The organism is Winogradskyella sp., assembly GCF_965228925.1.
Lineage (GTDB): Bacteria > Bacteroidota > Bacteroidia > Flavobacteriales > Flavobacteriaceae > Winogradskyella.
The window spans coordinates 3,577,856-3,599,970 of record NZ_OZ245845.1 but is presented as its reverse complement, the minus strand read 5'-3'; the positions used below and the strand labels follow the sequence as shown (position 1 = coordinate 3,599,970).

The window sequence follows — 22,115 nt, the reverse complement described above, 5'->3', positions numbered from 1 at the left end:
AAGTAAATAATAATATATTGCTAAGAGCAAAATAGGTAAAATATAGTTTAAAATTATTGAACTTTTGATTTAATATTAAATATTTAAAATACTGATAATATGATATTTAATAATTAAAATAGAGATACGTATTATTTTCAGCAACTTTCCTAGCTATTTTGTATACTTATGGAAACAAATGTGTTTATCATTGTAACTATTTGTTGAAGTTGACGTGTTTACATTTGTAAATATTCTTATTGTTACTTTTGTAAACAAATCAGTTCACTCCATGACTCTAGAATTTTTAAATCGCATTTTTCCGAATGTAAAATCGGATGCTTTGTCGGGTAGATATATCACAAATTCACATATAGAAAATTGCTTTAAAAATATTCCTGGAGACTATATTTCCACTATTGGATATTCGGTTGAAAAAAGACCTATTTACGGTTTGCGGTTCGGAACTGGGCCACAGAAAGTACTCTTATGGTCGCAAATGCATGGCAATGAATCTACCACAACAAAAGCCTTGTTCGACTGTTTTAATCTGTTTTTAACGGGTCATACTATATCCAATCATATTCTAGAATCTTGTACAATAGTGGCTATTCCAATACTCAATCCGGATGGGGCTGAACGCTATACACGCTTAAATGCCAATAGCGTTGATTTAAATAGGGACGCCCAGAGGCGCTCTCAACCCGAAAGCCAGGTGCTAAGCGCTGTTTTTAACGATTTTAAGCCTCATTATTGCTTTAATTTACACGGTCAGCGTACCATTTACAACGTAGGCCATACCGCTATGTCCTCCGTATTATCATTTCTTTCACCTGCACAAGATTCTGAACGGAGCTTGACGCACAATAGAAAAGTGGCTATGCACCTCATTTCTGAAATCAACAAAATTTTACAGCAAGAGATACCCAATGCTGTGGCACGATATGATGATGGTTTTAATCTCGATTGCGTAGGCGACACTTTTCAAAGCTCTGGCGTACCAACACTTTTGTATGAAGCAGGTCATTTTCCTAATGATTATAATAGGGAAGAGGTGAGGCGTTTGGTATTTATAGCCATTCTTAAGGGCCTAGACCTTATTTCCAGCGCTATGGGACCTATAGATTATGAAGGGTATTTTGAAATATCGGAAAACGGTAAGCAATTTTATGATATCATCATACGAAATGCGCGCATTTCGGATCATTCTCAGGATTTGGTCGACTTAGGTATTCAATATGTGGAACGACTTAATGATGGAAAAATTGATTTTGTTCCTACTGTTGAGGCCATTTCAAAATTAGATGATTTTTTTGGGCACAAAGAAATTGATGCTAAGGGGCAAATTGTAAAACGTGGAGATAATTTGGAGATAAAAGTTACTAACGAAAACGATTTCGTATTGATAAATAATGAAAAAATCGTACTAAAACCTTAAAAAAACTCTCAAATTATGCGTAATTGATAACGAAAATCCTTTATTTTTGCATAAAGTTTAAAGATTATACAATTATGGCGAAGTTCAAATTAGACGAAGTTGACCACCAAATCCTAGACATGCTTATAGACAATACACGTATTCCCTTTACGGATATTGCAAAAAAATTATTGATTTCTGCAGGTACTGTTCACGTACGTGTTAAGAAAATGGAAGAAGCAGGAATCATCAAAGGATCTTCTCTAACTTTAGATTACAAAAAATTAGGCTATTCATTTATTGCTTATGTTGGCGTTTTTCTACAAAATACATCACAAACAAAGTTTGTATTAGAGCGTATAGAAAGCATACCTTATGTTACGGTGGCACATATAACCACTGGAAAGTTTAATATTTTTTGTAAGATACGTGCCAGAGATACCATGCATGCCAAGGATATCATCTTTATGTTAGATGATATAGATGGCGTTTACAGAACTGAGACTATGATATCTTTAGAAGAAAGCATTAATGATAAAAAACGATTAATGCATACCATATTTAATGAGCTTTAATTCATATGCTATAAATTAAGGCCCTTAGTAAGTATGCTAAGGGCTTTTTTATTCTAATTCTATGACATCTAATCACTTAAATACCGCAGAATACCATCAGTATTACAAATCTTATATCGACAAAGCCACTAGTGCCAACATTGTAGAAGGTCTAGCTATTAACCTTAAAAAGGGGATGATATTTCTATCTGAAATTCCAGAGGAAAAACACAATTATGCCTATGCAGATGGCAAGTGGACCATTAAGGACCTGCTGCTCCACATTATTGATGCCGAACGTGTTTTTGCTTACAGAGCGTTGCGAATTGCCAGAGGAGATAAAACACCGTTGGCTGGTTTTGATCAGGATATTTATGTGGCTAATGCTCATGCGGCCAATAGATCTTTCAAAAGCCTTATCGAGGAATATAAGGCGGTTAGAAGCAGTACCATTGCGCTCTTTGGTAGTTTTGAAGAAGAGGTATTACTCCGTATTGGAGAGGCAAGCGGTTCGGCTATATCGGTAAGAGCCTTAGGCTATATCATATCCGGTCATGAGAATCATCACATGGCGGTTATCAAAGAACGCTACCTTTAGGAGTTATAATCTTTAAAAGCTTCTAAGATCAATTCATTGCTCACTTCGCAGTTGATTTTTGGTTGACCAATAGCTTCTAAGAGAACAAACTTCACTGTTCCATGACTCGTCTTTTTATCATGTACGAGTAAGTTCATGATAACTTTTTGATCATTTTCGCTAATCTCAACTTTTGAAAATGTTTTGAGTATTCCGCTTTTTATGGCTTCAAACTCGGTCATAGTTAAACCAGTGAGTTTAACAGAAAGATAAGCCTCTAATAGCATTCCGATGGCGATAGCTTCCCCATGTAATAGAGGGGTTTTGTCTGCATTGCCCAAAAAGTAACTTTCTATAGCATGGCCAAGTGTATGCCCAAAATTCAAGATTTTTCTCAAACCTTGTTCGGTAATATCTTCTGACACGACCTTGTTCTTTATGACCACTGAATCATAAATCAATCCATCTAAAACAGTGCTGCTTAAGTTCTCCAGGTCGACCAGACGTTCCCAATAGGTCTTGTCGTAGATCAATCCATGTTTTAGCATTTCGGCATAACCCGAAACCATCTGGTTTGGCGGTAGTGTTTCAAGATAAGACGTATCGATTAAAACCATGCTGCCTTCACTAATAACACCAATTTGATTCTTTAAGACTCCAAGATCAACTCCTGTTTTTCCGCCGACAGAAGCGTCGACCATAGCCAACAACGACGTGGGAACATTGATATAATCGATACCTCGCATATAGGTACTAGCAACGAAGCCCCCAAGGTCGGTGACAACACCGCCGCCTAGATTAATAAGCAAGCTTTTACGGTCGGCATGGTATTCTGATAAGGCTTCCCAAACCCCTGTGCATATATCTATGGTTTTGTGATCTTCGCCTTCTGGCATTTCCATGACTTCGACTACAATATCTCCAGACTCTAAGCGCGACAAAAAGTGTGGCAAACAATAGTCGTGGGTATTGGTATCGACCAATACAAATATCTTAGAAGGGTTGGAAGCCTTTATGTATGCATTGAGTTCTGAATATACCTTGTCATTAAAGTGAACTATGGCATTTTTAGTGGTTATGGACGTCATTTTAAAAAAGTTCCTAAATTGATGCCGTGAAAATACTCCCTTTTTGAGAAAAAAGTAAGCCGCGGATTAAATATATTTGCAATCACTAGTTTCATAATCTATGATCAACCGCTCTCTCTTTGAAAACACGGACATCGCTTTTGCACTGAAATCCGATTCTGAATTGGAACGTGCTTATTTTCTGTTTAAAATGATTTCTTCCCAGCCATTGGTGCGCATAGGTACAGCGGCCACCAATTTCGCTCTTAAAGCCAATTTACCAGTTGAAGGATTAATACGTTCTACGGTATTCGATCATTTTTGCGGAGGTGTTAATGAAGAAGATTGTCTCCCGGTCATAGATAAGCTCTATTTAAAAGGTGTAAGTTCTGTTTTAGATTATTCGGTTGAGGGAAAAGAAACAGAGCAGCAGTTTGATAATGCCTTAGAAAAAATATTGAAGATTATTCATTTTTGCGATGAAAAGGATGCCATGCCTATCGTGGTTTTTAAACCGACGGGCTTTGGTCGCTTTGCGCTCTATCAAAAAAAGACGGAAGGCCTTGATTTTACAGAAGTGGAGCAAGAGGAATGGAATAGGGTAGTGGAACGATTTGATGCCGTTTGCAAATTGGCAAAGGAAAAAGATGTAGAAGTGCTGATTGATGGCGAAGAAAGTTGGATGCAAGATGCAGCAGACGATTTGGTCGAGCAAATGATGCGCGGCTACAACACAGATAAGGCCATAGTGTATAATACGCTTCAGTGTTATCGTTGGGATCGCTTAGAGTACCTTAAGGCACTTCATGAGCGTGCTAAGACATCAGGGTTTAAAGTAGGCATGAAGATTGTTCGCGGAGCTTACATGGAAAAAGAGCGTCAAAGAGCTGAGGAAAAAGGATATTCTTCTCCAATTTGTGAAAATAAAAAGGCAACGGACGATAATTTCAATAATGCACTCACTTATATATTGGAGCATACGGATGATATTTCCCTGTTTGTTGGCACCCATAATGAAGACAGTTGCTATCTGGCTATGGAACTTATGGAAAAAATAGGTATCCACAAGAATAATAACAGTGTTTGGTTTGGTCAATTATATGGGATGAGTGACCATATCAGCTATAATCTTGCGGCTTTAGGATATAATGTTGCCAAATACATTCCTTTTGGTCCGGTAAAGGACGTGATGCCCTATTTAATTAGAAGAGCCGAAGAAAATACGTCGGTTGCCGGTCAGACTAATCGGGAATTAGAGTTACTGAAAGCAGAAAAGAAAAGGCGCAAACTATAATAGTACATCCAAAAGGTCGATCTCAAATCTCTATTTTGAGAATTTGTACCATTTCTTTTTCCGATTTGGATTGGTGCCATAACCATAGCCATAACCATAACCTTTCTTACCAGGTTTAACGCCATTGAGGAGCATTGTTATATTCGGAAGCCTGTCTTTATCATAGAGTGGCTTTATAACACTTACCAAGCGTCTTTTATCTACACCATCGGCGCTCACGACATAAACAAACATGTCTGCATACTTTGATATTAGCAAAGTATCGCTCACTAAACCAACAGCAGAGGTGTCTGCAATAATGTAATCGTATTTGTTTTCATAAAACTTAAACAACTCGGCAACCCTATCGCTCATTAGTAATTCAGAAGGGTTTGGTGGTATGGTACCCGATGGAATAATATCCAAAAAGCTATTGTCAGGATGCTTTACAACAATATCTTGAGGCTTTATAGATTTATCTGCAATGTAATCGGATAGTCCTTTTTTTGGCTTCTCCTTTATGTAGAGATAGTCTAAAATCTTTGGGACTCTAATATCCATCTCTATAAGCAGTACGGACTTGCTAGAATAGGATATTGACATGGCCAGATTAGTACTGGTGTGCGATTTTCCTTCCTGCGCTTTGGTCGACGTAATGAATAATTTCTTGGCTTTCCCACTAACGCCCTTGAGCATAAAATCTATATTGGACCTAACAATCCTGAACGCTTCGGCCATAGGGGAATAGTCAGACTTTTTAACAAGCTTTGTTTTTTTAGGTGACTTAGGGATATCACCGAGATAGGGCACATCCAAAATACTAACCAGATCGTCTTTAGTATACAATTTTGAATCTAACAAATCCGTAATATAAATAATACCAATCGGGATTAGAAGCCCTAATATAAATGAACCTAGATACGTAATTGTTCTGTTGGGTGAAACGGGTTTATATGACGAATAAGCATGGTCTATAACTTTCGCATTAGCGGTATACATACCTAACCTAATTGCGGTTTCTTCGCGTTTCTCTAACAAATATAAATACAGCGATTCTTTTATGTCTTGTTGTCTTCGCACCCCTCTAAACATTCTTGCTTTCGTGGGCGCTACATAGAGTTGTCCACTGATTCGGTCATTTTCTGAATTCAAGTTGTCCAAAGTGAGCTCAGATGTTTTTTTCATGCTGCTCAATGAACTTTCGAGATTAGTTTTAAGGGCATTAATCTGATTGTTTAGTTGAACAACAACCGGATTTTTTTCGGTACTTGTTTTAAGTAACTGATCTCTTTTTGCCACCAAATCGTTATGACGCTGAATGATGAGCGCTGTATTGCCATCTCCAATACCAATATTTGCAGGTAACATATCACTGATCTTATTCTCATCATTCAATTCTTCTTGCAAATAAGAGATCATTTGTATATTGGTAGCCGTTGATGCAATGTCTTGCTCGAGCTGTTTTTTTGCTTTTAAATTTAAGTTGGTTTGAGACCCCAAATCCGCAAGGCTGTTTTGCTGTTGAATTTGTTCTACATTAGATTCGACCTCACCAAGTTCTTGTTGTACTTGTTCAAGACGTTTATTGATAAAATCGGAGGTTACTTTAACCACGTCTTCTTTATCTCTTAGGACATCATTGTTGTATTCTAAAATTAACTGATCTAAAAAGTCTACTGCCTTTTGGGCAACAGTTTCGTTCAGGGTAAGCCCTATGACACTAGAACCTTTTTGGGTAGTTGCTTGTAGACTAGCTCGGTAATAACTAACCAGACTAGAAACACGACTTATTTTAATCTTGATATTACTTCCTATTTTCGGTGCATGAATACCAACATTGGGTACCAAGACAAAGCCACCGTAATCTGAGTCAATTTTATCACCGAAGGCATATACGGTTCCTTCAGTTTCATCTCTGTCATCAATAATCGATTTCCCATCATCTTGGAACAAAACAAATTCTGTATCCGACTTTACTTTGATGAATATATTAGCGTTGATATTATTTATTACAGAGTCACTTTCAAAAAAACTTATACTAATAGGTGGATTTACATAAAGTTCTTTTTCCTTTATTTTCCCTTGTTCAAAAACCCGGACATTCAGCTTTAATGTTTTTATAATATTGGCCAATAACGTACGGGAATTGATAATTTGAATCTCGTCCTTGATTTTATCAGAACCACCAGAGAATAGCCCGTCACTTCCAATATCTTCGATACTCGGAAGCTTGGCCGCTTGTTTTTCTTCTTGAATCTGAATCGTAGCAGATGCCTTATATTGATAGGTGGCATACCTTAAATGGGCAAAGCCTAGCGCTATGGCCAATATGATACAAAGCAAAATCCACCTCCAATAGGAGAGAAATAATTCTAGCTTTTGTTTTATATCTGCGGTTACTGAAATGGGTTTAGATTCCATGAAGTGAAAATAAAAAAACTATTTTAATTACTGTTAGCCAAAAATACCGCTACAATGGTAGTCAAGGTTCCAATTGCAGAAATTAGAATAGAATTATTTTGATTGAATGTTGAAGCTCTTATTTTAGCCGTGTTAGGCTCAACATAGATCACGTCATTTTGTTGCAAATAATAAACGGGTGAATTGACACTATTGATTGAGGTTAAATCGATTTTTGCAAATTTTTTCTTTCCATCAACTTCTCTTATCAACAGCACATTTTTTCGCTTTCCAAAAATAGTTAAGTCATCGGCGAGACCTAAGGCTTCCAAAACCGTAATTCTTTCGTCTTGTATGGTAAATGTTCCAGGGTTTCTAACTTCACCTAGAATGGTCACCGTAAAGTTTGCTAATCTTACATTGACAATAGGGTTTTTGGCGTATTCTGAAATCTTTTGTGTAAGCATATCCGTAAGCTCCGTCCTTGTTAAACCCGCGACCTTTAAAGTCCCTAGGACAGGAAACTCTATGTTACCATCATAATCGATTAAATAGGTCTGTTGTTGTAAGCCACCTTGTGCATTTAGCGGATTATTATTCAAACCACCAGCAACCAGCGTTAAATTAAATGGTACTACGGTTTCTGGGTCTAAAGCAGATACATTGATTGTTAAAATATCATCTGGTTTATAGATAAGTTGCTTTGGTTCAGAGGTAATAATATCACTTATCGGCTCATCTTGAAAATAAACAATATTCTTTCTTGATCCACAAGAAGTCAACGTAACAATTGCTAAAAATAGAATTAAAAAGTGGCGAGTTTTCATAAGATGTTTATAGGTTATGTTTATAAGTTCGGATTGTTCTTTGTATCCAATACTTCATAGGTCGAATTATTGGAAACATACTCGGGAATTAAAGATTTAATTGACGAGTCGATTTCTAAGGGTTGCGTCAATGAGTTTATAGATGTTAGCTTATTGATTCCCTTTTCTACTTCAGTGATATCCACAAATCTCGATTTTGCAATCATAATTTTTTCATGATAGGTCTTCTTTGTGTTTTCACCATCAGCTAGAAGCTCTTCGTATATCTTTTCGCCTGGTCTAAGACCAGTGATCTTAATATTAATATCTTCAGGATAACGCAGTCCTGAAAGGATGATCATATTCTTTGCTAGGTTAAATATCTTAATAGGTTCACCCATATCAAAGACAAATATTTCGCCTCCATTGCCCATAGCCGCAGCTTCCAAAACCAGTTGACAGGCCTCTGGAATTGTCATAAAATAACGGGTGATTTCCTTATGGGTCACCGTTAATGGGCCACCCTTTTCTATTTGTTTTTTAAATAACGGAATAACAGAACCATTAGATCCCAATACATTACCAAATCTTGTTGTAATAAACTTGGTGTGCCCTTTTCCTTTTAGACAGGTGACATAAAGCTCAGCGATGCGCTTTGTTGCACCCATGACATTGGTAGGGTTGACGGCTTTATCAGTAGATATTAAGACAAATTTGTCGACGCTGTGCTTTACGGCAACGTCCGCAACATTTTTGGTACCGCCAATATTAACACTAACCGCTTCAAAAGGGTTATTTTCCATTAAAGGAACATGCTTATACGCCGCAGCATGAAAAACAATCTTTGGTTTATACTGGTTAAAAATTTGGTCAATCCTAGTCTTATTTCTCACATCGGCTACAATGGCATCTATGCTTGAAAGCCCAAGTTGTTTAAACTCTTGCTGTATGTCGTATAATGCAGACTCTGCGTTGTCAACAAGGATTAATTTTTTATAGTTGTATAGACTAACTTTTCTGCAGATTTCACTACCAATAGACCCAGCAGCTCCTGTGATTAAAATGACTTTATTATCGTATTGATCTTCTAAATCTGGATTTTTAATATTGATTGGATCTCGTCCCAATAGGTCTTCAATCTTTACTTCTTTGATCTGGCCAACACTTAAATCCCCATCGATCCAACTTTGAACAGGAGGCACTATTTTTACCTTAAGTCCTAGAGAAAATAAACTTCCGGTAATTTGAAGTAATCGTGAAGGATCTATATTTTGTATGGAGATGATAACATCTTCAACATCATTTTTTTCTATAAAATCCTTATCAATAGAGGTAAGGCTATATACCTTAATTAGGTTGATCTTTTTACCAATCTTTCGCTCATCATCATCAATAAAACCAACAACCTCAAATCCATTCTTGGTATCATTCAAAATAGCGTCATAGGTTAGCATTCCAGAACTTCCAGCCCCGAAAATCAACACATTAGCCGTTGTTTGAACATCTTGGGTGATATGATTATAAAGCGATTTTATAAACAGTTTAGCACCTATTAAAAATAGAATGTTCAATAATAAATGGATATAGATGATTGATCCCGAAATGTCAAGGATACTTTCTTCATCCATAAATTTTCTACTCAAGAAGGTACAACATATAAGAATGGTAGCTAATATATTGGTGCCTATGATAACATTGACAATGTCTTTGAATCCCGTAAATCTTACAACGCCTTTATAAGAGCCTACTGCGATTAGACTAATCGCTGCTACAAGTGCTACATAAGGTATTTGCCTTATTAGGATTGAAAAGTCAAAATCTATTTGAAAATTATATCTGATGAGATAGGCCAAAAAGAAGGTAGTAACGACTATCGAAACATCGAATAGTAATACCAACCATTTTGAAGCGTATCGCTTAGATATTTTATTTAAAAACTTAACAATCATACTGCAAAATACATATTTATGGAAGAAATGACTCTATCCAGGTCTTGATTGCTAAGATTAGAACCACTAGGCAAACATAATCCCCTGTCAAACAAATCATCTGAAACGCCATTAAGAAAACTGGGAGCGTCCTTAAATACGGGCTGTTGATGCATAGGTTTCCATAGGGGTCTGGATTCGATATTCTCTTTTTCCATCGCTAATCTTAAACCTTCGCGGGTTTTTTTGGAATCCAGAAGGACACAGGACAACCAACGGTTAGAAAAGTGACCCTCAGGTTCTTTTAGAAAGGTCATGTATTCATTATCCTTAAAGGTCTTAGAATACAACTCGTGATTGGAGCGGCGCTTTGCCACGTGACTATCTAAAATGGTCATTTGTCCTCTTCCAATACCAGCGACGATATTTGACATTCTATAATTATATCCGATATGCGAATGTTCATAATGAGGTGCTTTATCTCTGGCTTGTGTCGATAAGAACACGGCTTTTTCTTTGTCCTCTATAGTTTTTGTAACCAGAGCACCACCACCTGAGGTGGTTATGATTTTATTGCCGTTAAATGACAATATAGCCAAATCGCCAAAGGTACCGCAGTTTTGACCTTTGTAGTGGCTTCCTAAAGATTCTGCACTGTCTTCTATAACAGGTATATTGTACTTTTGAGCTATAGAATGAATCTCTTCCACTTTATAAGGCATACCATAGAGGTGAACAGCAATGATGGCCTTTGGTGTTTTTCCATCGGACATTCTACTTTTTATGGCCTCTTCAAGGAGCGTAGGGCACATGTTCCAGGTATCCTTTTCGCTATCCACAAAAACTGGTGTTGCACCTTGATAGACAATCGGATTTGCTGAAGCAGAAAAGGTTTTGCTTTGACATATCACTTCATCTCCTTGGCTGACACCAAGTAAAATGAGACTTAAATGAAGTGCAGATGTGCCTGAAGCTAAAGCTGCTACATGCCTGTCTTGATTAAGATATTGCTGTAAGTCATTTTCAAAACCATTTACATTGGGGCCTAAAGGGGCAACCCAATTGGTATCGAAAGCTTCTTTTATGTAAGTCTGTTCTAAACCACACATGTGCGGAGAAGACAACCATATTTTAGGTTTCATAAGTCAATTGTTAAGTAATGGATAGACATTACTTGTTCAACTTCATGCCATAGAGGGATTTGGGACATGATTATTAAATCGATTTAAAGATGCATCAATAATGTGAGACTCAACAAATAAAGACGATAAAAGGCAAATATTTACGTTGTCAACTCGTCCTATTATTAAATTGCAATCGTAGATTATATATAGTGTAAATTGACTTTTTAGTTGATACTAATTGATAAAAAGTGCTCACAAATATTTGTGCGCTTCTCATCTTCTGCCATTGGTTTTAAATCTTCAAAATTGTTTATGGTATCAAAGGGTCACTAAGACATTAATGACAATATTCTAAAGGCTATTGCGACTCTAAATACAATAGATTGAAAACTATAAGATCAACTGATAATGGTCTTAATATGCATTACCCTTCAAATAAAACGATTGATTTAAGGTAGTTGCCAGCATTTAAGCTCGAGAGGGTTCCTTTTTTGAACCCGTGAACGCGGGCATATCCACCTCTTCAGAGTTATTGATATCCTTAGAACCTATGACTTTTTCAACGGTTTTGAAGAGAATTTTTAGATCTAGTAAGAGGGATTGATGCTTTACATAATAGACATCGAAATCAAATTTTTGTTCCCAACTTATGGCATTTCTGCCATTAACCTGGGCCCAGCCTGTAATACCTGGAAGCACATCTTGTCGTTTGATCTGCTCTTCATTATACAACTCCAAATATTTAATTAAAAGAGGTCTTGGTCCGATAAGGCTCATATCACCTTTTATAACATTGATCAATTGTGGGAGCTCGTCTAAAGAATACTTTCTACAAAAGCTTCCGATTTTAGTAATGCGTTCTGCCACTGGGAGTAATTCCCCATTTGCATCGGTCTTATCGGTCATAGTCTTTAGCTTAATAATGGTAAAGGGCTTGCCTTTTAAACCTGCTCTTGGCTGATAAAAGAAAGGCTTCCCATTATTAAGGATTACTAGAATTACAATCAATGTAAGTAGTAGTGGAGAAATTATAATCAAACCAATAAGGCAGGCTAAAAAATCTGCCAATCGTTTTAGGATTTTATATAAATTTTTCATGGCTGTAGGTATTTATAAATTTAGGCCTATGGTCTTTTGCTTATCTTAAAATCAATCCGTCTGAGGCTCCATAAATTTAAATCAATTTTTTTTGGGATTGTTCATTTTCAGTAGTTTATCAAAAAAGCAATATCGTTAATAAAGCTCTTGTTTTATAATAGTTATTAAATCCTGATTAATAATATTGACATCAAAACGTTCTTCTGCATACTTCCTGCTATTTAATCCCATCTCCCTTACTTTCTTTGGGTTGGTGATAAAATATTCCATGGGTTTTACCAAGGCTTCTAAATTCCTCGGTTCAATTAAAAATCCATTAACACCTTCTTTAACAGACTCTCTACAACCCACAGAATCCGTGGTGATAATAGGATTACCACAGGCACAGGCTTCTAGTGTTGTCCTAGGTAAACCCTCCCTATAATAACTCGGTAATACAAATACATCGGTTTTGTGCAAATGCTGTTCTATATTGTTTTGTTTGCCGTGAAAGATAATGATGCCTTTATCGTGCAAATCGTTGAGTTCTTCTTCAGTGATAGCCGAAGGTGAAGTTTCGGGTGCACCGATAAGATGGAATTCGGCTTTAGGATATTTTTCCTTTAAAATTTTAGATGCTTCCAGATAGAGTGCCACACCTTTCTCTTTAATCAATCTGGCAATAAAAAGAAAACTAACCTTATCCGTTGGATTCTTTTCCTTGAATGAAAATTCTTTTAAGTTAACACCAGAACCACTGACAAAATCTACCTTTTGTGCTTTAGAAATGACCTTTCGCTCTAATAATAATTGATGATCATCTTTATTTTGAAAGACGATAACTTTATTTTTTCGAATTGATAATTTATACAGGGTCTCATTAAACTTCTGAAGAAGTTTTGCTTTGCTAGAGCCTCCTGTAAATGTATATCCTAATCCCGTAATAAGCGATATTACAGGAACTTTACAGCTATTAGCCGCCATAGAACCATAGATTACAGGTTTTACGGTATACGGGAAAACCAAATCGATCTTATGGTTTTTAATAATGCGCTTTAACGCCTTGATGGACGCTATATCTTTTAGCGGGTTTAAACCGGTACGTTGCAAATTAAACTCAATGGGTGTAGCGCCCATTTCAGAAATTTGCGCACGGTTTTGTTTCGCAAAGTTTGGTGCTGCAGCAAAAACATCAAAATTAGCATTGAGCAGGCTTTTTATAAAATCCCCTCTAAACCTAATTAAAGATCCATCATAAGATGCTATTAATAAGATGCGTTTTTTGTCCATCGTTTTTAATTTTGCTTAAGGAAATTATAGGTATACCACTTTTGGAAGCAGTAATACGACCAAACCCTGAACGTACTGTCTTTTTTGCTATCCAAATGGTCCTTCACCAGTTTGGTAATCACTTCAACATTAAATATACCTTGGGCTTTTAGCATATTGGGCTCTATATAACTCTCAAGCTCTTGTCGCAAGCTCTGTCTTAACCAATCCCCTGTAGGGCTGCCAAATCCGCTTTTGCTTTTGTATAAGAATTCATCTGGAAATTGATCCTTAAATGCTTCTTTTAGAATGTATTTTTTGTTCCAACCTTTCATTAAATAGCTTTCTGGTAATGTGTTTGTAAACTCCCATAATTCTCTATTTAAAAAAGGTGCTCGGCATTCTAAAGACGTCATCATACTTGTACGATCTACCTTCGCCAACATACCACCTTCTAAGCTGCATATTTTATCTACTAGTCTAAAATCTGTAAGACTTTCTATTTTTTCCTTGCCTAAAATGGCCTTATACTGTTTAAAAATATCATCGTCATAGTATTCGGATAACATGATTTCGGCAAGCTGCTTGTTTGTGTTAGCCAAAGAAATAATATCCCAATAGAAGTCGCCATTGTAATTTATGGCATTAAGCAATCTATTGATTCGAAATTTCTTGCCTCTGGTATCATCCTTATCTACCAATAATTTTTGACTCAGTTTTAAGATGGTTTTATGTATGCCTTTAGGAACCACGCTCGTATATCGCTTGTTCATTTTGCCGATATAATACTTGTTATAACCACCAAATACTTCGTCACCACCATCACCTGTTAGTGCTACGGTCACATGTTCTCGTGTTTTTTCCGACAATAGGTGCGTGGGTAAGGCTGCACTATCTGAGAATGGTTCATCAAAATTAACCAAGATATCGTGGATATTATTCTTTAAATCATCTTCATCGATGATGAACTCATGGTGATTACTGTTTATCATGTCTGCCACGACTCGAGATTTGTCCGTTTCGTCATAGGACGCTTTTTTGAAGCCTATGGAGAACGTATCTATCTTTTTATCAGTGGTCTGTGAAAGACAAAGCGAGATAATGGATGAATCTACACCACCAGACAAAAATGTGCCTAAGCCCACATCGGCAATAGATCTGCTATCCACAGTGTTATAGACCATTTCTTTTGTTTTCGCTTTAGCATCCTCAAAGGACATGCTTATGGTCTTTGGCTTTGGCTCGACATTAATTTCATGAATATTAGTGGTATGAGACGCCAAGTCATAGGCGATATAATGATTGGCTTCCAATTTATGGATACCTTCATAAATGCTATGAGGCGCTGGAATATAGGTTAATCTAAAATAGAGATTCAATCCTTTTTTCGAGATCTTAGGCGTAAAATCTATGGTCTTGATTATGGATTTTAATTCTGAAGCCCAGATAAATTCTTTTTCGGTATGTGTATAGTATAAGGGCTTTTCACCAAAGAAATCGCGCGCGATGAAGACTTTGTTTATTTTCTTATCATAAATACTAAATCCGTACATACCATCTAACCACTGAAAGGACGTAACTCCATATTTTTCATAGGCTTTTAAAATCACTTCGGTATCACTCGATGTATGGAAAGTGACACCTTCGGATTCTAATCTGGATTTTATAGATTTATAGTTATAGATTTCTCCGTTAAAGACGATAACAATCTGCTTATCATCAGAGAATATGGGCTGTGTTCCAGAAGATAAATCGATAATAGAAAGACGTCTCATACCCATTCCGACTGAGCAATTGTCGTTCTGCTCTGCGAAAACACCATCTTCATCCGGACCCCTGTGTAAAATAAGGTCGTTCATAGCATTGAGCGTAGAAGACATTTTAGCTTCGCTCATCTTAGATTTATCTATAAGTCCGTTAATTCCGCACATAGGTTTTAACTTTTAATAAATTGATTGAATTGGCTGTAAATTGATGTCAGCTCATAAGCTTTTGCGCGCTCTAAGCTTAGGCGACCAAAGCGTTCCCTTTCTTCCGGATTTGCATGATAATAATCTAAAGCCTTACTTAATCCGATGTGGTCATCGTTGTTAACCAGTAAACCATATTTACCAATACAAAATTCGCCATTTTTAATATCAACAGCCTCATTTTCATTTAAAAGCTCTAAAGGCCCAGACAGGCAATTTGTTGAGACACAAGGTAAACCTACGGCCATAGCTTCAATTAATGCGTTAGGGAAGCCCTCCGTAAAAGACGATAGAACAAAACATTCATTTGCTATGAGGTAGTCGTTCACATTTTTGACTTTTCCTTTTAAGGAGACTTGGTCTTCTAATTTAAACTTAGCTATTTCTTCAGTTAAATAGGATCTTAAGTCGCCATCGCCAAGAATGGAAAAATCATAATCTAGCTCAGATGCGTTAATAGCTCTTACCACCATGATATGATTTTTTCTCTTGTTAATAGTGCCTGCTGTTATAAGTTTCAGCTTATTGGTCTGTGTATTTAAACGCTCTGGATTTATGGTTTTATCAGGTAATTCAATAGGGTTATAAATGACTTCCATCGGAATTTTAACACCAAAATTATCCTTTAGATCATTATTGATATAAACGGAGTTTGAAAATAGCTTATCGCACTTATTATATAGGATAGGGTAGAAGATCTTAGAAATATAAAATGACAGTTTACTGGTTACATTATCTGAAGGAAATCCTCTTTCACTAATAATGGTCTTTACATTTTTATTGAAACTCGCAACGACGCCATTAATTAAGTTTGGAAATGCTAAAAATGAAATGGAAATCTCAATGTTACGCTTTTTAATAAAACGATAATAGATGAAAATAAAGCGTATGAGATCAAAGAACTTTTTATAGAAAGGTCTATTCTGTGATTTATCGCTCATAGCAAAAACCTCAACACCTTCGGGAACAGGAAAGTGTAAAACGCCATGAAACAAAACCAAAGTGACCTTATAATCGTTCCGTAGTTCCTTTAGAAGTAAGCTGATCACTTTTTCTGCTCCTCCGCTCGTAAGTGATATGCTTAGAATTGCAATATTTTTCTGATTTAGGGGCATATTAGTGTCAAACATAGCAACTATTAATATACTATACCTATTTTCTCGATAATGGTAAGTTTTTAATGTTTAAACGAAAATAGGGCTATTTTTTTAGGACTTCTATAAAAAGATCTTCGTAGGCTTTTAGAATCTTTTCGCTATTAAATTTTTTATAGACAGATGTTCTAATAACATCAGGGTTCCATTCAATTTTTTGAGAAGCTTTAATGATATTTTCAAGATATTCGTCTTCATTTTCAGCAACAAGACCGTTAATTTCGGGCTCTATGATTTCGTTTAATCCACCAGGGGCATCAAAAGCCAAAACTGGGGTTCCGACAGCACAACTCTCGATTAAAGCGTTTGGGAAACCCTCAACATAAGAACCTTGTAGAAAAAAATCATGTTCAGCAAGATATTTAGGCACTTCACTGGTATACGGGACATGGTGTATTTTACTATGAAGACCGAGCTGTTCAATTAATTTGAACAATGGGTCTTTTTCACTGCCATTACCAACAATGGTGTATTGAAATGGTAAATTCAATTTGGCCAATACTCTTAATATACGTTCGTGTCCTTTTTGTTTTTTAAGCGCAGCGACCGTAATAAATTTAAGTTCATTGTCATCCCTTTCGTAATGCGCTTTTAACTGAAATTTGTCAGTTATAGGGTTATTTATAACCCTAAGTTTACGCTTCGGCACCTTAAAATTATGATGCATATCATGGTACATGTCTTTTGATTGACAAATAATTAAATCGAGGAGCTTATAACTTTTACTAGGGGAAATGAGATTGCCCAACCGTTTGGATTGGCCTTTGTAGTCTTTAACTACACTTAATACGTTCGCTTCTCGACCGATAAATATGGTCTTTGGGAATATGAAAGAAATCATACCCATAACTGAATTTATATGAGAAATAGAGCTGATCGCAATATCTGGCTTAAGTTTTTTTAAAACTCTAATTAATGATGGTATGGAAGTAGCTACTCTATCTTTATTTAAAAAATAAACGGGAATATTATTAATGTTGTACTTGCTATTCTTTTCATGTCCGACAACCACAAGACTACAATTGAATTTTGACTTATCGAGGTTTTCCGATAAGAATGACATTACCCGCTCTGCACCACCTGCGTGTAAAGTGGGTAAAACAAAAGCAATCTTTATTTTTTTCATTTTAAAGGTTTAAATATGAGTAATAATAGATGTTATGTCGACGTCACCAATGACTTTTGCCGGAACCCCAGCGATTGATTTGGATGATTCCAAGAACGTTTTATTAACTACGGCGTTGGCACCAATGGCACAATTATCAGCAATTTGGATATCCCCATAAATTTTGGCTCCGGGACCGATATAAACATTATTACCAATGACGGGGGCTTTTTTACTACCACCCGAGGCTCCAATATTGACGCCCGCATGCATTCTGCAGTTTTTACCGACTTTGGTCGCAATGTTAACCACAATTGTTCCATAATGTATGATGGCAAGACCCGGTCCGAAAACGTTAATCGGAATTGAAAACCCCAACTTGACCGATGTCTTTTTAAATAAGAATCTTAAATAATACACATAGATTTTAAATAAACCCTTGTTTTTGCAATTACTGTAGTATTCTAACTTACGCAGTCTTTTTTGAAAGGTCCAAATAGGATTAGGCGAAATGTAACCTATTATCTTTTGTTCTAATGAATGGCCTTTGACTCCTAAAGCAACTTTGTCTTGGGCCAAATAATCAAGATAATCTTTTTTCGACTGTATCATAATTTTGTTCGTTATCTAAAACTAGTGCTTGTTTCGAAGCGTAAATTTGATATTGAATCCACATTGCTGTAAAAGAAACAAAATAAAACGTAAAAAAGTTGTGATTTGCTAATAAAAACATGGCGAGGGCAATGGTTTGCATTATTAGATTGGGTTTTTCTTTGAAATAATAAATGCTCCAATAAAACAAATAACTTATGTAAGCAAGAAAAAGGAAAAATGGAATAATACCAGCTTCACCAACAATCATCAGATAAGTATTATGAGTTCCTTTAGCTCCTAATTTACCAGAAAATTTGCCATAGCCGTAACCGAATATCGGCTTTTGAAAAATGGCATCATAGAATTCCGCCCATGTATCTGCCCGATTATCTTCATTTATTTCCTCTACTGAAACTTGCTCATTTTTTACGATACCCATTAATTGGTCGAAACGCGGATTGTTTAACCCAACGGTCTCATCAATAATTATTAGGACACTAAAAATTAAGAAACCAACACCAAATATTCTAATGTTTTTAATGCTAATACGAAGTGATATCAAATTAAGCATTAGCCAAATAACAATAAATGTACGCGAAAATGTCAATAGCCCCATTAAAGTAAACACAAACTGACCAAATAGTTTTAGTGACGAGTTTTTAAGACTATAAACGAGCGAATAGCCATAAATGCACATAAACCCTGCGACATTCGGATTTATATAAAAACCAGAATACCTTCCAAAATCTGTAGGTACAAAAATCGCGTCATAACCAATGGTGAGAGCACCAAAGAGTATAAATAGGAATAATTCGAGGTTGGTTACCTTTTTGGTGAGTTCATAACAACATATTAAGAAAATCATATATTTAATAAAGTCCATTATGAAATCTCGCGTTAATCCATCGAATTGAAAACCGCTAATAACGAAGTACGATAATGCAATGACTATCATTCTCCAGTTCCATCCTGTTTTCTCCGAAAGGAAGTAATAGACCGTTAACAACAAAATTGATACGTAGCTCAATAAGCTCCCTAGAAAGGGGTTGTATTTAACTAAAACTATTGCTGGAACGTTTAGTATTATGAGCGAGAATGTTATGTATCTTAAAATTATCATATCCTTCTGAGATAATTATTTAAAAATAGGACATTTAATTATGGATTAGATCCTTAATCAAATTTTCCCATTTCGAAACAACGAATTCACTTTTAAATCGTTCAGTAGATGCTTTTGCTTTTAAAGAAAACTTTGCTCTTAGTTCTTTATCGGTCATGAGTACTAAAAGCTTTTCTTTTAGGGCCTCAACATCATGTATGGATGTTAGAAAACCGTCGATTCCATCGTTAATTAGGTCAGATGGTCCAAAATTACAATTATAGGAAATAGACGGTACTCCAAAATACATAGCTTCCAACAAAGCATTGGGAAAACCTTCGGTTCTAGATGTTAAAACAAAAATACTTGCCCTATTATAATAGCGTTCCATGTCCTTAACTTTAGATATTATTTTAATGTTATTTGATAAATCGTAGGTATCAATTAGCGCCAATAGTTCTTGTTTTCTATTGCCATCCCCAATTATTTTTACTTTCCAATCTTTAATGTTTAATGCTTTATAAGCTTTGATTAAATCTTCATGACATTTGTTTATATCGAGTCTGCCAACAGTTAGAATCAATTTCTCTTTTTCTACTGAAACATCTCTTTTTTCTGCCAGTTCAGTCGACAAAGGGTTGGGAAGAATGGTGATTTTATGAGCTTTTAATTTCTTCTTATAGATGTTTTTAATGCCATTGGTTTGTAAAACAAGAGCATCGCACATTGGATAGACCCATGTTCTTAATATGGCCCAAAATCTCGGCACTTCTTCAACCAATGGATTATTGCGTTCGCTTATTACACAAGGAATTTTATATAGTTTTGCTGCTATGGTCGTAATTATGTTTGCTGAAGTTATAAAGCCTATGGCGATATCGACTTTTTCCTTCTTAAATATGCTATAAACGTTTCTAACCAGTAAGTAATTTAGTTTTAATGATTGAAACATAGACGTAGGTATGTCATTAGTATCTCTACAGGCCATTACTTTAATTCTCTCATCTAACGGATAAAATGGTTTTGATTTAGTAAATGTAATTATGAGAATATCAAATCTATTGACAAGCTCATTGCTAAGATTTGATATGACACGTTCGGCGCCCCCAGATGAAAGGGAACCAATGACAAAAGCTAATTTCTTATTCTCCATTAATTAAATATTACTTCATTCCAATTTTTGAAAAAATCAATGCTTTGAATCTAAGGCAAATATTTCTGAATCCAACTGAAAAAAGATACAAAAGCGAACCGTAAATAATGATGATTAAAGCACTTATTTTAACTGCACTAAAACTCCAACCTAAAAAGCTAGAAACATTTACAGTTAAATAATTACTAGCAATAAAATGGATTAATGTGGATGACACTATGAGCACAACGCTCAATAATAAAAAACCTTTCCAGTATTCCCATATACTTTTTTCAAACCCTCTTTTGTATACAAAATAAGGTTTCCATAGTAAAACTATGACGGCTAAGCTAGAAAAAGTACCTAGCATGATGCCAGCAATACCGTAGAGTTTACCAAATATAATCGATACGACAAGATTTAAAATGATTTCAGTAAATGGTGCCCAAACATCAGAGAACAAGCCATAGGCATTTTGAAAATATTGAACTGGCGATCTAATGACACTGATAAAAAAGTTACCTATCATTAAATAAATGATCATGTCATCCAAAATATATTTGTCACCAATCCACAACATAATAAATGGACTAATGAGATAATAAATGGCCAAGCTAAAAAAGCCACCTATAAAAAATTGAAGGCCCATCATTTCCCAAAACACTTTGTTAATTTGAGATTTGTTGTTTTCTGCGACTAAATTCCCAACACCAGCTCCAATACCAGAAAATGTAATTTTTATTAAACCGATGAGCTTCATAAAAATCAATTGGTAGTTTCCGAAGAATGCAACACTTTCTAAACTTACTAGGGCATATACCAATATGTTATCGGTCCCGTCTTTTACAAACGATCCCATTTTATGAATAAAAAGCTGTTTGGTTTTTTTTATAACATCAGGATACCTTTTAATGATATCCGCTTTCTCATTGGCTTTAATAATTAACCATGGATAATGTTGCTTAATCTTATATCTTAAAACAATACTCAGGAATATCGAAAAGACAACTTCCATAAAAATCCATAGGTAAAAATCTTGAAGATAATAGGCGATGGCAGCCTGAATAAAAAGCCTTACAATATTGAGCGTTTGAAAATAGACTTGTACCACATAACCTTTCTGATCTGCCTCTAGCAAGGTCATATGATAATTGACAAAATAGGTCAATAAGGTTGAAGACAAGAAGGAGAAAAACACAAAATAAATAAGACCGATTGAAAATTGGGTATCCTCAAAGAAATATGGGAAGAACAAAGCGACCAGTACGCCCGCTCCAAGTATAAAAAGGCCTATTCTCTTGTAAAGTATACCGAGCAGGGCAATTATCCGATTAATCTCATCTTGGTTTTTGTCAAAAATTGGTTTATATAGCGCATAACCAATCGCTGTTCCAATACCTAATTCTGCCAAATTTAAAAACCCTAGAATACTGCGCAGGGTAGACGTAAGCCCAATAAATTCATCGCCAAGAGCATCTAAAAAGATCTTTCTAGTAAAGAATTGTACAAAAATTGATGCAACAAAAAAAAAGGCACCAACCTTAGCATTTTTTAAAGATTTAGAAACTCTAGACATAACTTAAGGGACAA

At 35.7% G+C, this 22,115-nt stretch carries 18 protein-coding genes; 4 read left to right on the top strand and 14 right to left on the bottom strand.

Going from position 1 to position 22,115, the window contains the following annotated elements; genetic code table 11:
• Window positions 1-271: 271 nt before the first annotated feature.
• From ACO052_RS14835 to ACO052_RS14825, 3 genes are all read left to right on the top strand, one after another.
• Window positions 272-1,417, top strand: a complete 1,146-nt coding sequence (locus tag ACO052_RS14835; RefSeq protein ID WP_422104566.1) for a M14 family zinc carboxypeptidase — start codon at window positions 272-274, stop codon at window positions 1,415-1,417.
• A gap of 74 nt (window positions 1,418-1,491) precedes the next feature.
• On the top strand, window positions 1,492-1,971 hold the full coding sequence (locus ACO052_RS14830; RefSeq protein WP_422104565.1) for an Lrp/AsnC family transcriptional regulator: 480 nt from the start codon (window positions 1,492-1,494) through the stop codon (window positions 1,969-1,971).
• A gap of 61 nt (window positions 1,972-2,032) precedes the next feature.
• A complete protein-coding gene (locus tag ACO052_RS14825; protein ID WP_422104564.1) occupies window positions 2,033-2,548 on the top strand; it encodes a DinB family protein in 516 nt (171 codons plus the stop codon).
• On the opposite strand, the gene aroB is transcribed toward ACO052_RS14825, so the two are convergent.
• A complete protein-coding gene (aroB, locus tag ACO052_RS14820; protein ID WP_422104563.1) occupies window positions 2,545-3,615 on the bottom strand; it encodes a 3-dehydroquinate synthase in 1,071 nt (356 codons plus the stop codon). The two genes, ACO052_RS14825 and aroB, sit on opposite strands and share 4 nt — an antisense overlap.
• 100 nt (window positions 3,616-3,715) lie before the next feature.
• On the opposite strand from aroB, the gene ACO052_RS14815 reads away from it, so the two are divergent.
• Window positions 3,716-4,888, top strand: coding sequence for a proline dehydrogenase family protein (locus ACO052_RS14815; RefSeq protein WP_422104562.1), 1,173 nt, complete (start codon window positions 3,716-3,718; stop codon window positions 4,886-4,888).
• A gap of 30 nt (window positions 4,889-4,918) precedes the next feature.
• Here the strand turns inward: ACO052_RS14815 and ACO052_RS14810 are convergent, their stop codons facing one another.
• The 13 genes from ACO052_RS14810 to ACO052_RS14750 form a co-directional block, all read right to left on the bottom strand.
• A complete protein-coding gene (locus ACO052_RS14810) occupies window positions 4,919-7,288 on the bottom strand; it encodes a GumC family protein (protein ID WP_422104561.1) in 2,370 nt (789 codons plus the stop codon).
• A gap of 23 nt (window positions 7,289-7,311) precedes the next feature.
• Window positions 7,312-8,094, bottom strand: coding sequence for a polysaccharide biosynthesis/export family protein (locus ACO052_RS14805; protein ID WP_422104560.1), 783 nt, complete (start codon window positions 8,092-8,094; stop codon window positions 7,312-7,314).
• A 20-nt stretch (window positions 8,095-8,114) separates the two neighbouring features.
• Window positions 8,115-10,022 (bottom strand): polysaccharide biosynthesis protein, encoded by a 1,908-nt coding sequence (locus ACO052_RS14800; protein WP_422104559.1) that lies wholly within the window; start codon window positions 10,020-10,022, stop codon window positions 8,115-8,117.
• A complete protein-coding gene (locus ACO052_RS14795; RefSeq protein ID WP_422104558.1) occupies window positions 10,019-11,143 on the bottom strand; it encodes a DegT/DnrJ/EryC1/StrS family aminotransferase in 1,125 nt (374 codons plus the stop codon). Before ACO052_RS14795 ends, ACO052_RS14800 begins: the two co-directional genes overlap by 4 nt.
• 450 nt (window positions 11,144-11,593) lie before the next feature.
• Entirely contained in the window at window positions 11,594-12,223 is a 630-nt protein-coding gene (locus ACO052_RS14790) for a sugar transferase (protein ID WP_422104557.1), read from the bottom strand.
• Window positions 12,224-12,358: 135 nt separating this feature from the next.
• Complete coding sequence (locus tag ACO052_RS14785) at window positions 12,359-13,492, bottom strand: glycosyltransferase family 4 protein (RefSeq protein ID WP_422104556.1); 1,134 nt, start codon at window positions 13,490-13,492, stop codon at window positions 12,359-12,361.
• A 5-nt stretch (window positions 13,493-13,497) separates the two neighbouring features.
• Window positions 13,498-15,402 (bottom strand): asparagine synthase (glutamine-hydrolyzing), encoded by a 1,905-nt coding sequence (gene asnB / locus ACO052_RS14780; protein ID WP_422104555.1) that lies wholly within the window; start codon window positions 15,400-15,402, stop codon window positions 13,498-13,500.
• A 5-nt stretch (window positions 15,403-15,407) separates the two neighbouring features.
• A complete protein-coding gene (locus tag ACO052_RS14775; RefSeq protein WP_422104553.1) occupies window positions 15,408-16,571 on the bottom strand; it encodes a glycosyltransferase in 1,164 nt (387 codons plus the stop codon).
• A gap of 70 nt (window positions 16,572-16,641) precedes the next feature.
• Window positions 16,642-17,721, bottom strand: coding sequence for a glycosyltransferase (locus ACO052_RS14770; protein ID WP_422104552.1), 1,080 nt, complete (start codon window positions 17,719-17,721; stop codon window positions 16,642-16,644).
• 9 nt (window positions 17,722-17,730) lie between these two features.
• The gene (locus ACO052_RS14765; protein WP_422104551.1) at window positions 17,731-18,312 is read right to left on the bottom strand and encodes a serine O-acetyltransferase; all 582 of its coding nucleotides are present in this window, start codon (window positions 18,310-18,312) and stop codon (window positions 17,731-17,733) included.
• Window positions 18,284-19,159 carry an O-antigen ligase family protein gene (locus ACO052_RS14760; protein ID WP_422104550.1) on the bottom strand — a complete coding sequence of 292 codons (876 nt, stop codon included), beginning with the start codon at window positions 19,157-19,159 and terminating at the stop codon, window positions 18,284-18,286. The genes ACO052_RS14765 and ACO052_RS14760 overlap by 29 nt, the downstream gene beginning before the upstream one ends.
• A gap of 289 nt (window positions 19,160-19,448) precedes the next feature.
• The gene (locus ACO052_RS14755; RefSeq protein ID WP_422104549.1) at window positions 19,449-20,546 is read right to left on the bottom strand and encodes a glycosyltransferase family 4 protein; all 1,098 of its coding nucleotides are present in this window, start codon (window positions 20,544-20,546) and stop codon (window positions 19,449-19,451) included.
• A gap of 10 nt (window positions 20,547-20,556) precedes the next feature.
• Window positions 20,557-22,101, bottom strand: a complete 1,545-nt coding sequence (locus tag ACO052_RS14750) for a hypothetical protein (protein WP_422104548.1) — start codon at window positions 22,099-22,101, stop codon at window positions 20,557-20,559.
• Window positions 22,102-22,115: the final 14 nt, after the last annotated feature.